Origin of the sequence: Streptomyces sp. CGMCC 4.7035, from assembly GCF_031583065.1 — a bacterium.
Taxonomy (GTDB): domain Bacteria; phylum Actinomycetota; class Actinomycetes; order Streptomycetales; family Streptomycetaceae; genus Streptomyces; species Streptomyces yaanensis.
Window position 1 is genome coordinate 4,572,521 of the sequence record NZ_CP134053.1, and the last position, 13,923, is coordinate 4,586,443.

Sequence of the window (13,923 nt, forward strand, 5' to 3'; positions counted from 1 at the left end):
CCGAACATCCCCGACCCGGGACCACAGGCCCGGCAGCATCCCCGACCCGGCACCGCGAACCGCACATCCCCGACCGGGCACCGCAGACCGAACATCCCCGGCCTGGGGCCGCGGAGCTCGCATCGCCGGCCGGAGACCGCAGACCGCGCATCCCCGACCGGGCATCACGACCCCGGGCAGACCGGCATCGCGACCCGGGACCGCAGACCCGGCATCGCGCAGCGGGCATGCCGACCCGGAACCGCGGAGCGCGCATCCCCGACTGAGCATCACCGGCCGCACATCGCCGAACCCGGCATCCCCGACCCGGAACCGCCGACCGCACATCGCCGCCCCGGGCCCGCAGACCCGGCATCACCGACCCGGCATCGCGGACCGGGCATGCCGACCCGGCATCGCCGACCGCGGACCGCGGATCATGTCAGTCGCGACGCCTGACCATGAACTCGCACCAAACGGCCTTGCCTCCACCGCGCGCCTCCACGCCCCACACGTCCGTGAGCCGGTCGACGAGCAGCAGGCCGCGGCCCGAGACGCCCGAGTCGCCGGCCTCGCGCATGCGGGGCAGGGCGCTGGAGGAGTCCTCGACCTCCACGCGGAGCCTGCGGTCGTGGCCGTGGAGGATCCGGAGGGTGACGATCGCGGAGCCCTCGGTGTGCAGGAGGACGTTGGTGATCAGCTCGTCGGCGACCAGTTCGATCTCGTCGGAGCGCTCGCCGGCGCCCCACGCGCGGACGGCGGCGCGGATCGTGCGGCGGGCCGCCCTGAGGGCCTGCGGGTCGCCGGGCCCCACGTGCTGCTGGAGCCGGCCACCGGACCGCTGGGACCGGCCCCGGCGCCGCAGGACGAGCAGGGCCACATCGTCGTCGCCGCCCCGTTCCTCGGCCACGTCGATGAGCCGGTTCGCGAGGTCGTGCACGTCCTCGGGGCCCTTGCGGATCAGCTCCCGCAGAGCCTGTACGCCCTCGTCGAGGTCGGCGCCGGGCTGTTCGATCAGTCCGTCGGTGCACAGCAGCAGGGCCTGGCCGGGGTGTAGTTCTGCGATGGTGACCGGGTATTCGAGCCGGCCGAACTCGGCGGACAGCCCGAGCGGCAGTCCGCCCTCGACGGGCAGGCGCCGGCAGTCCCCGTCGGCCAGCCGTAGCAGTGGATCGATATGGCCCGCACGGACCAGCTGCACCACTCCGGTGGACAGGTCGGCCTCCGCGTACAGGCAGGTCGCGAAGCGTTCGGTGTCGAGTTCGTCGAGGAAGACCGAGGCGCGGGCCATCACCGTGGCCGGCGTGTGCCCCTCGGCGGCGTACGCGCGCAGGACGATCCGCAGCTGGCCCATGACGGCGGCAGCGTGCGTGTCGTGGCCCTGGACGTCACCGATGACGGCGCCGACACGGCCGCCGGGCAGCGGGATCAGGTCGTACCAGTCCCCGCCGATGTCCCGGCCGAGGGAGCCTCCGGCACCACCGGCACGGTAACGGACGGCGATGTCGGCACCGGGCACGCTGGGGATGGAGCGCGGCAGCATCGCCTGCTGGAGCCCCTCGGCGAGATCCTTCTCCTGCTCGTAGAACATGGCGCGTTGCAGGCTCTGCGCGATGCTGCTGCCGAGCGCGACGAGGAGGTTCTGCTCCTCCGGGGTGAAGCCGCGCCGGTCGTCGTAGAGCAGGCCCATGGCACCGATGGGGCGGGCCTGCACGATCAGCGGCAGGTAGGCGGCCGAGGTGATCCGCAGGTCCGTGAGGTGCGGCCACAGGATCGGATACTGCTCGGCGAACTCCTCGGGTGACTCGATGAACCGCGGGGTGAGGGTCCGTACGACCTCGCTCATCGGGTACGGCTCGTCGATGCGCGTGACCATGGTGCCGGGCACGGAGCTGCCCTCCGGTCCCTCGGCCACCAGCCGTATACGGCCGGCCTCCACCAGTCCCACGACCAGGCTGGCCGCGCCGAGGTGGGTGAGGCCGTGACTGTCCTTGAGGACGTCGATGACGTCCTGGACCGTGCGGGCGTGGGCCAGCGCGGCGGTGGTGGTCTGGACGACGTTCGTCTGCTGGCGCAGCGCCTCGTCCTGCGCCGTCAGGTCGACGCGGGCCTGGCTGTCGCGCAGTTCCTCGGTCGCGTCGCGGACGATCCCGATGATCCGGCGCGGCCGGCCCGTCCCGTCGCGCCGGATGTAGCCCTGGGTGTGGGTCCAGCGCGGGGCGCCGTCGCGGCGGCGGATGCGGAAGTAGGCGCCGTAGTTCTCGCTGCCGTCCTTGATGGCCTGGGCGACCAGGGCGTCCAGGCGCCGGGCCTCGGTCGGCGGGACCCGGGTCGCCAGGGACTCGGGGTGGCCGTCGTATTCGCCGGGGCGCAGGTCGAAGATCTCGTGGGCCTGGGCGTCCATGTGGAACAGCCCGGTGTCCAGGTCCCAGTCGAAGCTGCCCATGCGGTTGAGCGCCAGGATCGGATCCGGGTGGGCGGGCCAGGCCTGCGGGAGTGACAGGGGGCTCCCTCCCCGATCAGCCATGGGCCCACCTTGCCAGGGTTTGCCCGAATCTTCGACTTCAGCGACGGGCCCGGGGTCGGGGCCGCACCCGAGGGGGCCGGACCCGAGGTCGGGGCCACCGCGGGCCGCTCGGCCACCGGGGGCTTGGGCGCCGGCGGGCGCGGGGCAGCCGGATGTGCGGCCTGCGCCGGGGAGGGCTCGGCCGGATTCGCCGGGGAGGCCTTGCGGGCGGCGGGCTTGGCTTCTGCAACTTCTGGGCGAAGACGGTGAGGGCGCCCCCCTTCTGGGCGAAGAGGGTGGGGACGCCGGGGCGGCCACGACGGCTCAGCCGTTGAAGACGCCGGCCGGGCTGTCGAAGAGGACGTCCGCGGTGCTCGTGTCGTCGGGGATGAGACCGCCGCCGTCGGGGACGTCGGGGACCTCGGGCACGGATGACGGGCCGATGTCGTCGCCCGGCGAACCGAACGGGATCGCGGGCTCCGCGGTGGCGGAAGGGTCGATCGGGTCGGTCGGGTTGGTCTGGTCGGTCGGGCCCGTGGGCGCCGCCGGGGGCGGGACGGCCGCCGAGGACGGCACGCTCGTCCCGGACGAGGTCGTCGGCGGCGCCATGCGTGTGGCGGGGGAGGTGGCGGTGGCTGTGGCGGTGGCGCAGTCGGAGCGTGGGTCTGCGCCCTGGGCCGAGGTTCCTCCCGGCGCCGAGGACCCGTCCGACGGAACGTCCGGCATACCCGGCGTGACGGTCGGGCTCACGGTCGGCGTGGGCGTCGCGCAGTCGTCCGCGGAGTTCTGCGGCGACAGGCCGTTCTGCTGCGGCGACGCGCCGCCCCCGGTCAGGGACGGCCGGGTCTCGCCCGGTGACGCGCCACCCACGGTCAGGGACGGCCATGTCTCGGCCGGTGACGCGCCATCCCCGCTCGCGGAGGACGACAACTCGTGCGCGAGCCTGTCGGACGGCTCCAGTCGCGGGCCGTCCGTGCCGGTGTCCTTCGGCGGTCCGACGGCGGCCGGCTGCGGTCGTACGACGACGTCCCGGTGCCCGTCGTCACCGATCCGGCGCTCGATCCACGTGTTCCTGTGCTCGATGCTGATGATCGTGATGTGGGTGACGGTCTGCGGCGCCGGGATCACCGTGATCACCTGGGCAGGCCGATACCCGGTCCAGGAGCGGCCGCTGGTGGCGTGGGCACCCTTGACGGCGGCGGGCGCGTCGATCGGGTTGCCGCAGGCGCAGCGGACGCGAGGCACGCCGCGGCCATCGACGAGGACGGCGGTACCGGCCTCCAGCACGGACTGGTAGCCAGTGGCCCGTCCGTCGCGGAAGCCGTGGTTGGTGACCCGGGTGTCGGCGCGCAGGACGACCGAGGTCAGGCCGTGCAGGAACGCGGGTATGGACGCCTGGCCGATGCCGGACGCCTGGGCGAAGGCGCGGCCCCTGGCCCGGTCGGCGGTGAGGAAGGCTGTCTGCCGTTCGACGTCGCAGCTGCCGACGGATTGCGTGCCGCCGTAGAGGCCCGGGGTGGCGCCGGAGAACGAGCGGGCCACCGAGGTGCTCCGGTCCGCCCCCGCCTGCGGTGTTCGGGTGACGGATCCCGAAGCCACGGCGGAGACGACCGTCGAGGCGGTGAAGGGGTCGGGGCCTTGGGCCGCGGCGGGCTGGAGGAAGATCTCGCCCCCCGTCCGGGTGCCGGATGCCAGGATGTTCCCGTCGGCGCAGCCGGCGCAGAGCAGGGCCGCCACCGAGAGGGCGCAGGCCGCGACAAGGGTCCTGAGAGGCGCATTCAGCGCCCTGATGGGCGTCTTCACCAGATTCTCCCGCTTCATACCGGGCAATTCGTCACTATTGTCTGCGCCTGTCACTTGGGTTACGCAAGCGGAGGAACGGTATACCCGCAGTCACGGCCCGATCGGCGCCGATCGGCCCGATACGGGGCGGGGCGTCACACTGGAGGGAGAGGAGCGGTCGCCGTGGACTGGTTCGTCGCACCGGACTACTGGCTGAGCCGGCTGGTCTTCCAGCGGGCTCTGGCCGTCGTGTATCTGGTCGCCTTCCTGACCGCGGCACTGCAGTTCCGTGCGTTGCTCGGGGAGCGCGGAATGCTGCCGGTGCCGCGTTACGTGTCCCGGGTGTCCTTCAAGCAGGCGCCCAGCGTCTTCCACTTCCACTACTCGGACCGCTTCTTCGCCGCCTGGTCGTGGGCGGGGTGCGTGGTGTCGGTGGCGCTGATCGCCGGCGTCGACTCCCATGTGCCGCTGTGGGCGGGGATGGTGCTCTGGCTGATCCCATGGGCCCTGTATCTGTCGATCGTCAACGTCGGCCAGACCTGGTACTCGTTCGGCTGGGAGTCGCTGCTGCTGGAAGTCGGCTTCCTGGCCGTCTTCCTGGGCAACGACGAGGTCGCTCCGCCGATCGTCGTGCTGTTCCTGCTGCGCTGGATCCTGTTCCGCGTCGAGTTCGGCGCCGGGCTGATCAAGATGCGCGGGGACGCCTGCTGGCGGCAGTTGACGTGTCTGTACTACCACCACGAGACGCAGCCGATGCCGGGCCCGCTGAGCTGGTTCTTCCACCATTTGCCGGCGCCACTGCACCGGGTGGAGGTGGCGGCCAACCACTTCACGCAACTGGTCGTGCCCGTCCTGCTGTTCACGCCCCAGCCGATCGCGACGGCCGCCGCGTCCCTGATGATCGCGACCCAGCTGTGGCTGGTCCTGTCCGGCAACTTCTCCTGGCTGAACTGGATCACGATCGTGCTGGCCCTGTCGGCGGTCGAGTTCCCCACCACGGCTGCGAAGGTGCCGGGGCCGCCGCTGTGGTACGAGGTCGTGGTCCTGGCCGTCGGTGCGGGTCTGGTCGCCCTCAGCTACCAGCCCGTACGCAACATGGTCTCCCGCCGCCAGGTCATGAACCGCTCCTTCGACCCGCTGCACCTGGTCAACACGTACGGCGCGTTCGGCAGTATCAGTCGCGCGAGGTACGAGGTCGTGATCGAGGGCACGGCGGACGACGTACCGCGGGAGGACTCCGACTGGCGGGAGTACGAGTTCAAGGGCAAACCGGGTGATCCACGTCGCCGGCCGCGCCAGTTCGCCCCGTACCATCTGCGGCTCGACTGGCTGATGTGGTTCGCGGGGCTCTCCCCCGCGTACGCGGCCTCCTGGTTCGGCGGCCTGGTCGAACGCCTCCTGGAGAACGACCGCGACACGCTGCGACTCCTGCGCCGCTCCCCGTTCCCTCCGGACGCGCCGCCCCGCTACGTACGGGCCGACCTGTATCACTACCGGTTCACGACGTGGCGCGAGCTGCGGGAGACGGGGGCGTGGTGGGAACGCACATATGTACGGGAATTCATGCCGCCGACGCGACTGGCCACTCCGGTGACTCAGAGGCGGTAGACACGTGCGGCGGTGCCCTCCAGGATCTGTGCGCGTTCGTGATCGCCAAGGTCCGGGGTCAGCGCGTGCGCCACGTCCCGCACCTCGGCGTAGGTGGAGGCCAGCGTGCACACGGGCCAGTCGGAGCCGAACATCAGCCGGTCCGGACCAAAGGCCTCCAGGACGGTGTCCGCGTACGGCCGCAGGTCGGCGACCCGCCAGTTCTCCCAGTCCGCCTCGGTCACCATGCCCGACAGCTTGCAGACCGTGTTGGGCAGGGCGGCGAGCGCCCGGACCTGCGACGCCCAGGGTTCGAGCGTGCCGGAGGCGATCGGCGGCTTACCCAAGTGATCAAGGACGAAGGTGAGTTCGGGCAAGGACGCGGCCGCCTTGACGGACGCGGGGAGCTGGTGCGGCAGGACCAGCAGGTCGTAGACGAGGCCGGCCTCGCCCACGGCGGCCAGGCCACGGCGTACGTCGGGGCGCAGCAGCCACTCCGGGTCCGGTTCGCCCTGCACCTGGTGGCGGATGCCGCGCAGGTAAGAGCCGCCCGGCAGCTCACGCAGCCGGGCCAGCGCGTCCGCCACGTCCGGGCTCGTCAGATCGGTCCAGCCGACGACCCCCGCGACGATGTCGTTCTCCTCCGCGAGCGCCAGGAACTCCGGGGTTTCCTCGGCCACCGTGATCGTCTGTACGAGCACCGTCCGGTCGACGCCGACCGCACGCGCCTCACCCTCCAAGTCCACGAGAGTGAAGTTCCGGCGGATGGGCCGGAGTTCGGGGCCGGTGATCCAGTCCTGGTCGCGGACGGTGAGGTCCCACACGTGGTGGTGGGCGTCAACGGTCACGGCAGCTCCCACACCACGGGCAGACCCGCGTCCGCGCCCTCGGACGAGTAGTCGTGCACGACGTCGAGCAGGTCCGCCATACGGGCCTGCCAGGCCACATTGACCGGCAGTTTCTCCAGCTCGGCCAGCAGGCGCGGGTAGTCCTCGCACTCCAGCACGTGGAAGAGGTCCGAACCACTGCGCCAGATCGTCCAGGACGCGGTTCCGGCGGCCCGGATCGCCTCGGTCAGCTCCTTGGGCACCTCTCGGTGGGCGGCCTCGTACTCCTCGACGCGGTCGGCGCGGACCTTGGTGTGCAGGGCGACTCTCATGACGGCTCCTCGGCCGGGACGGGGGCGTCGGGTGGAAGCAGGGCCGCGTTCCGCAGTTCCTGCCAGAACGCGGTCGGTACGGTCGTCGCGAACTGCCCGGCGCAGTCGAGCACTTCGGCCGCCGAGCGCGCGCCCACGAGCACGCTCGCCACGGCCGGATGGGCGGAGCAGAACGCCAGTGCCGCCGCCCGAAGCGTGGTGCCGTGCCGTTCCGCGGTCTCCTTGAGCCGCAGCGCGCGGTCGAGCAACTCCTGCGGCGCTGTCCCGTAGTTGAATGTCGCGCCCGGCCGTGGGTCGGCCAGCAGACCGGAGTTGAAGGCGCCGCCGATGACGACCGACACGCCGCGCTCGACGGCGGCCGGCAGCAGTTCGGTCAGGGCGTGCTGGTCGAGCAGGGTGTACCGGCCCGCGCACAGCACCACGTCGACATCCGTCTCGCGGACGAACCGGGTGAGCATCTCGGCCTGGTTCATGCCCGCCCCGATCGCGCCCACCAGACCCTCGGAGCGCAGCTTCTCCAGGGCCGGGTAGCCCTCACGGAAGGCCTGCTCGGCGTGGTCGTCCGGGTCGTGGAGGTAGACGACGTCGACGCGGTCGAGGCCCAGCCGTTCGAGGCTTGCCTCCAGGCTGCGCCGTACGCCGGCCGCGCTGAAGTCCCAGACACGGCGGTGGGTGGCGGGTACGGCGAAGCCGTTCGCCAGGTCGTCACCGGCAGCGCCGTCGGGGTCTGTGGGCTCCAGCAGGCGGCCCACCTTGGTGGAGACCGTGTACGCGGTGCGGGGGTGCTCGCGCAGGGCCGCGCCGAGGCGGCGTTCGGAGAGGCCGAGGCCGTAGTGCGGGGCCGTGTCGAAGGAGCGGATCCCGCTCCCCCAGGCGGCCTGCACCGCCTCGTACGCCTGCTCCTCGCTCACCTCGGTGTAGAGGTTGCCGATGCCGGCGGCGCCGAAGGCCAGCTCGCCGACCTGGACGCCGCTCCTGCCGAGGGCGCTCACTGGCCCACCGGTCGCAGCCTGAGGCCCTGCACCCCGCCGTCCACGGCGAGGGCGGTCCCGGTGGTCGCGCCGGACAGGGGGCTCGCCAAGTAGGCGATGGCTCCGGCGACTTCGGCGGGCGTGACCAGGCGCCCGGTGGGCTGGCGGGCCTCAAGGGCGGCACGTTCGGCTACGGGGTCGTCGACCGCGTCGAGGAGGCGCCCGATCCAAGGGGTGTCGGCCGTGCCGGGGTTGACGCAGTTGACGCGGATGCCTTCGCGGACATGGTCGGCGGCCATGGCGAGGGTCAGGGAGAGGACGGCGCCCTTGCTGGCGCTGTAGAGCGCCCTCCGTGGCAGCCCGGCCGTGGCGGCGATCGAGCACGTGTTCACGATCGCCGCGTGCGCCGACACGCGCAGATGGGGCAGCGCCGCACGGGCCGTACGGACCACGCCCAGGACGTTGACGTCGAGCACCCGCCGCCACTCCTCGTCCTCGTTGTCCTCCACCGTGCCCTGGGCTCCGATGCCCGCGTTGTTGACCAGTACGTCCAGGCCGCCGAGGTCGGTGACGGCGGCGGCCACGGCCGTGCGTACGGACGCGTCGTCGGTCACGTCGGCCCGATAGGCGAGCAGCGGCTTCTCCACCGACGACGGGTCGAGGTCCAGGACGGCCACCTGGGCGCCGCGCTCCGCCAGCAGTTCCGCGGTGGCCCGTCCGATGCCGGAGGCGCCGCCGGTCACCAGGGCCCTGAGGCCCTCGAAGTCGCTCATGCCGCCTTCCCCTTCTTGCGGTCGAGGTCGGCGGCCCAGAAGGTGCCGCCGGGGAACGTGTATCGCGCGATGGACTCGGGCCGCATGGCGGCCGAGAAGCCCGGTGCGGTGGGTGCCGTGTAGTGGCCCTCCCGGATCGCCACCGGTTCGAGGAAGTGCTCATGCAGGTGGTGGACGTATTCGATGACCCGGTCGTCGGTCGTGCCCGAGAGCGCGACGAAGTCGAACATCGACAGGTGCTGGACGAGTTCGCACAGCCCGACCCCGCCCGCGTGCGGGCAGACCGGCACGCCGTACTTGGCGGCCAGCAGCAGGATCGCGAGGTTCTCGTTGACGCCGCCCACGCGGGCCGCGTCGATCTGGAGGATGTCGATGGCGCCGGCCTGGAGGAGCTGTTTGAACACGATCCGGTTCTGTACGTGTTCGCCGGTGGCGACCTTGACCGGGGCGACGGCCCTGCGGATCGCCGCATGGCCGAGGATGTCGTCCGGGCTGGTCGGCTCCTCGATCCAGTACGGCTCGAACTCGGCGAGCGCCTTCGTCCAGGTGATCGCCTCGTCGACGTTCCAGCGCTGGTTGGCGTCGATGGCGATGCGGATGTCCGGGCCGACGACGGCGCGGGCGACCCGGCAGCGGCGCACGTCGTCGTCGAGGTCCGCGCCGACCTTCAGCTTGATCTGCCGGAAGCCGTCGGCGACGGCCTGTGCGGCCAGCCGGGTGAGCTTCTCGTCGCTGTAGCCGAGCCAGCCGACCGAGGTGGTGTAGGCGGGGAAGCCCTGGGCCAGCAGCCGGGAGGTGCGCTCCTCCGCCCCTTCCCTGCCGCGCCGCAGCAGGTCGAGGGCCTCATCGGGGTTGAGCGCGTCGGTGATGTAGCGGAAGTCGATCTGGCGGACCAGCCACTCGGGGTCGGCCTCGGCGAGCAGCCGCCACAGCGGCTTCCCGGCGCGCTTGGCGGCCAGGTCCCACACGGCGTTGACGACCGCGCCGATCGCCATGTGCATCACGCCCTTCTCCGGCCCCAGCCAGCGCAGTTGGCTGTCGCCGATCAGGTCGTGGAAGACCAGCCCCGGGTCGTCGCACACCTCCTCGACGCTCCTGCCGACCACGTGTCCGCGCAGCGCCTCGATCGCGGCGGCCTGTACCTCGTTGCCCCGCCCGATGGTGAAGGTGAACCCGTGCCCCTCCAGCCCGTCGGCGGCGTCCGTACGGAGTACGAGGTAGGCGGCCGAGTAATCGGGGTCCGGGTTCATCGCGTCGGAGCCGTCGAGCTCGCGCGAGGTGGGGAAGCGGATGTCGAAGGTGTCGACCGCAGTGATACGGGCGGCAGTTGGGGACACAGGAGGCCTCTCGGTCCGGGGCACAAAGGTCGTGCGGGTCGTACATGAGGTCGTACGTCGTACGGCGCTGTACGACAACGAGGAGCGTCAGTCCTGGGCACGGCCCGTCGTCACCCGTGCGATCATCAGGGCGACCAGGATGATTCCGCCGTAAATGGCCTGAATCCAGAACGACGGCACCTGGGCGAGGGTGAGCAGGTTCTGTACGACACCCAGCAGCAGGACACCGGTCAGGGCGCCGAACATGGTGCCCTTGCCGCCGTCCAGGCTGATGCCGCCGATGACCGCCGCCGCGAACACGGTGAAGATCATGTTCTGGCCCTGGTTGGCGCTGATCGCACCGACGTACCCGGTCTGCATGATCCCGCCCACGGAGGCGAGGCAGCCCGCGACGACGAACACGCCGAGCATCACGCGTTCGACGCGGATGCCCGCCGCCCGGGCCGCGTCCGGGTTGCCGCCGATCGCGTACAAGGCGCGGCCGACGCGGTGATAGCGCAGGACGAGACCGGTGACCGCGAAGGCGAACGCCGCCAGCCACACGGACAGCGGCACCCGCAGGAAGGTCGTGGTGGCCAGGGTGAAGAACGCGTCGGGCATCCCGAACAGCGTCTTGCCCTTGGTCGCGCCGACCAGCAGACCGCGCAGGACGATCAGCATCGCGAGGGTGACGATGAAGGCGTTCAGCTTGAACTTCACCACGAGGACGCCGTTGAAGGCGCCGATCGCCGCGCCGACGACGAGGACCGCGATCAGGGCGAGCGCGGCGGGCAGTTCGGTCCCCCAGCCGGACTGGGCGGAGGGCAGTACGAGCAGGGCGCCCACGGCCGGCGCGATACCGACCACCGACTCCAGGGACAGATCGAACTTGCCGGTGATCAGGACGAGCGACTCGGCGAGAACGACCATCGCCAGGGCAGCGGAGGCGCCCAGGATCGAGATGATGTTGCGCTCGGTGAGGAACGAGTCGTTGACGAACGCGCCCAGCACCATCAGCAGCAACAGGGCCGGTACCAGAGCCAGTTCGCGGGCCCGGCGCAGCAGCACGGTCCTGGCCGAACGGGCGTCGGGGACCGGGACGGGCATGAGCGGCGGGGCCTTGGTGTCAGCCATGGTCCACTCCTTCGATGGAGGCGATCAGCTCGTGGTCGTGCCAGCCCGCCGGGTACTCGGCGACGATCCGGCCGTGGTAGAGGACGAGGACGCGGTCGCAGCGCCGCAGGTCGTCGAGTTCGTCGGAGACGACGAGTACGGCGGTGCCGTCCTCACGGGCGCTGTCCATACGGGCCAGCAGCGACTCCTTGGACTTCACGTCGACACCCGCGGTGGGGTTGATCAGGACGAGCAGCCGCGGGGCGGAGGCCAGGGCCCGGGCCATGACGACCTTCTGCGCGTTGCCTCCGGAGAGGTCGGAGACGGACTGGTCGGGGCCCTCGGCGTGGATGTCCAGACGCTCGATCAGATCGGCGGCGAAGCCGCGTTTGCGCTGGGTGCCGATGAACCCGTACCGGCCGAGGCGGTTCAGGACGCTCATCGTGGTGTTGTCGCCGATGGACATGCCGGAGACGAGGCCCTGCTCGTGCCGGTCGCGGGGGACGCAGCCGACGCCCGCCTTGAGCGCGGCCTGGACGTCGCCGAAGGGGAGCGGCTTGCCGTCGAGCCGCGCCGTGCCGCCGGTCGGAGTGTGCAGTCCGGCCAGCGACTCGGCGAGTTCGACCTTGCCGCTGCCGCTGGAGCCGGCGAGTCCGACGACCTCGCCGTGGCGGACGGTGAGGCCGATGTTCTCGTACGACTCCGAGGTGAGCCCGTGCGCTTCGAGGGCGACCGGCGCCTCGACGGCCGCCGCGTCCCGCGCGTTCACCGTGTACTCGGCGACGGCCTCCCCCGCCATGGCCTCCACCAGGGCCGCGCGGGGAAGGTCGGCGACCGGGGCGGTGGTGATCCAGCGGGCGTCGCGCAGGACCGTGACGGTCTGGCAGACCTCGTAGACCTCCTGGAGGTGGTGCGAGATGAACAGGAAGGTGACACCGGATTCCTGGAGCGCCCGCATCCGGGTGAAGAGCCGCTCGATCTCGCGGTTGTCGAGCTGGGCTGTCGGCTCGTCGAGGACGATGAAGCGGGCGCCGAAGCCGAGCGCCCGGGCGATCTCCACCATCTGGCGGTCCTCGACCTTGAGGTCGGCGGTACGGGCGTCCGGGTCGACGTGCACGTCCCAGGTGCCGAGGACCTCTGCGGCCTCCGCTTTCAGCTTGCGCCAGCTGATGAACCCGCCCCGGCCGATCGGCTGCCGGTTGATGCTGTGTTCATCCGGGGGACAACCCCCGGACCCCCGGCCCGACCTGAGACTGCGCCTGGTTGATTTGGCAGCGTGGATCTCGGCAAGGAAGAGGTTCTCGGCGACTGTGAGCTCGGGAACGAGGGTCGGCGTCTGGAACACGCAGGCGACCTTGCGGCGCCAGGCGTCGCGGTCGGCGAGCGGGGGCGCGGGCTCGCCGTCGAAGCGGATCGTGCCCTCGTCGGGGGCCTGGAGCCCGGTGAGGACGTTGACGAGGGTGGACTTGCCGGCGCCGTTGCGGCCGACGAGGGCGTGGGACTCGCCGGGGAGCACGGTGAGCTGTCCGTCTTGGAGGGCGACGGTGGGGCCGTACCGTTTGACGATGCCCCGCGCCTCGACCAGTGGTGTGCTCATTTGACCGTGTTGCCCCAGAGCTTGGGGTCGTCGACGTTGTCCTTGGTGACCAGCGGGGCGGGCAGCTGGTCCTCCAGGATGCCGCTGGGCAGCTTGACGATCTCGGAGTCGTGGTCGGTGGGGCCGGGCTTGAACGTCTTTCCCTGCATCGCCGCCTTGATGTAGTACATGCCGTACTTGGCGTACGCGTCGGCGGGCTGCGAGACGGTCGCGTCGATCTCGCCCTTGCGGATGGCGTCGTACTCCTGCGGGATGCCGTCGTTGGAGACGATGACGATGTGGCCGCTCTGCCCCGCCGTCTTGAGCATGCTCTTGGACTTCAGGGTCTGCAGTGTGGGCGCGAGGTAGACACCGCCGGCCTGCATGTAGATGCCCTTGATGTCGGGGTTGGCGTTGAGGAGCGTGTCGAGCTTGGAGGCCGCGGTGTCGGACTCCCATTTGGCGGGGATCTCCAGGACCTTCAGCTTCGGGAACTTCTTCTTGACGCAGGAGCGGAACGCCTCGGAGCGGTCCCGGCCGTTGACGGAGGCGAGATCTCCCATGATCTGCACGACCTTGCCGCTGGTGATGTGCTCGCCGAGGTAGTCGCAGGCCTTCTCGCCGTAGGCGACGTTGTTGGCCCGGACGACCATCGCCACCTTGCCCTTGTCGGGCGCGACGTCGACGGCGACCACCGGGACGCCCTTGCGTTCGGCCTGGTCGAGCCCGGCCTGGATCGCGGCGCTGTCGAGCGGCGCGACGACGAGACCCTTCACGCCCTGGTTGAGCTCGTTGTTGATGTCGGTGATCTGCTGTGAGGGGTCACTGTTGGAGTTGACGGTCTTGAGGGCGTCGACGCCTTCGGACTTCGCCATCTTGGGCACGTAGTCGTTGTACGACTGCCAGAAGGGCGAGGTCAGCAGGGGCAGGATCACCCCGACCTGGCCGGTGCCGCCGCCTTTGGCGCTGGAGGCGCCGGTGTCCTTGGTGCTGCCGCACGCGGCGAGCACAAGCGAGGCGCCGACGGCGAGGGCCGCCGCGCCGGTGATCCGAAACCTGTTCCGCTTCCTCAGTGTTCTGCCGGGCATCTGACAGCTCCTCGTCGAGCGCGTTCGAGCGGATGCCCGCATACTTATCAGACCACTCCACCGCTGGAACACC

The 13,923-nt window shown here is 71.1% G+C and carries 11 protein-coding genes; 1 reads left to right on the forward strand and 10 read right to left on the reverse strand.

Annotation, left to right across the window (positions count from 1 at the left end; genetic code table 11):
- Positions 1 to 421: 421 nt before the first annotated feature.
- Entirely contained in the window at positions 422 to 2,506 is a 2,085-nt protein-coding gene (locus tag Q2K21_RS19660; RefSeq protein WP_310772707.1) for a SpoIIE family protein phosphatase, read from the reverse strand.
- 303 nt (positions 2,507 to 2,809) lie between these two features.
- Complete coding sequence (locus tag Q2K21_RS19665; protein WP_310772709.1) at positions 2,810 to 4,288, reverse strand: DUF6777 domain-containing protein; 1,479 nt, start codon at positions 4,286 to 4,288, stop codon at positions 2,810 to 2,812.
- Positions 4,289 to 4,450: 162 nt separating this feature from the next.
- Between Q2K21_RS19665 and Q2K21_RS19670 the strand changes: the two genes are divergently transcribed.
- On the forward strand, positions 4,451 to 5,875 hold the full coding sequence (locus tag Q2K21_RS19670; RefSeq protein WP_310772710.1) for a lipase maturation factor family protein: 1,425 nt from the start codon (positions 4,451 to 4,453) through the stop codon (positions 5,873 to 5,875).
- Here Q2K21_RS19670 and Q2K21_RS19675 read toward each other — a convergent pair.
- From Q2K21_RS19675 to Q2K21_RS19710, 8 genes are all read right to left on the reverse strand, one after another.
- Positions 5,863 to 6,702 (reverse strand): amidohydrolase family protein, encoded by an 840-nt coding sequence (locus Q2K21_RS19675; protein ID WP_310772712.1) that lies wholly within the window; start codon positions 6,700 to 6,702, stop codon positions 5,863 to 5,865. The two genes, Q2K21_RS19670 and Q2K21_RS19675, sit on opposite strands and share 13 nt — an antisense overlap.
- On the reverse strand, positions 6,699 to 7,013 hold the full coding sequence (locus Q2K21_RS19680; protein WP_310772714.1) for an L-rhamnose mutarotase: 315 nt from the start codon (positions 7,011 to 7,013) through the stop codon (positions 6,699 to 6,701). The genes Q2K21_RS19675 and Q2K21_RS19680 overlap by 4 nt, the downstream gene beginning before the upstream one ends.
- Positions 7,010 to 8,005, reverse strand: coding sequence for an aldo/keto reductase (locus Q2K21_RS19685; RefSeq protein ID WP_310772716.1), 996 nt, complete (start codon positions 8,003 to 8,005; stop codon positions 7,010 to 7,012). The genes Q2K21_RS19680 and Q2K21_RS19685 overlap by 4 nt, the downstream gene beginning before the upstream one ends.
- On the reverse strand, positions 8,002 to 8,757 hold the full coding sequence (locus Q2K21_RS19690) for an SDR family NAD(P)-dependent oxidoreductase (protein ID WP_310772718.1): 756 nt from the start codon (positions 8,755 to 8,757) through the stop codon (positions 8,002 to 8,004). The genes Q2K21_RS19685 and Q2K21_RS19690 overlap by 4 nt, the downstream gene beginning before the upstream one ends.
- Complete coding sequence (locus Q2K21_RS19695; protein ID WP_310772720.1) at positions 8,754 to 10,094, reverse strand: L-fuconate dehydratase; 1,341 nt, start codon at positions 10,092 to 10,094, stop codon at positions 8,754 to 8,756. The genes Q2K21_RS19690 and Q2K21_RS19695 overlap by 4 nt, the downstream gene beginning before the upstream one ends.
- 87 nt (positions 10,095 to 10,181) lie before the next feature.
- Positions 10,182 to 11,207, reverse strand: a complete 1,026-nt coding sequence (locus Q2K21_RS19700) for an ABC transporter permease (RefSeq protein WP_310772722.1) — start codon at positions 11,205 to 11,207, stop codon at positions 10,182 to 10,184.
- Entirely contained in the window at positions 11,200 to 12,783 is a 1,584-nt protein-coding gene (locus tag Q2K21_RS19705) for a sugar ABC transporter ATP-binding protein (protein WP_310772724.1), read from the reverse strand. The genes Q2K21_RS19700 and Q2K21_RS19705 overlap by 8 nt, the downstream gene beginning before the upstream one ends.
- A complete protein-coding gene (locus tag Q2K21_RS19710) occupies positions 12,780 to 13,850 on the reverse strand; it encodes a sugar ABC transporter substrate-binding protein (protein ID WP_310772726.1) in 1,071 nt (356 codons plus the stop codon). The genes Q2K21_RS19705 and Q2K21_RS19710 overlap by 4 nt, the downstream gene beginning before the upstream one ends.
- Positions 13,851 to 13,923 lie beyond the last annotated feature (73 nt).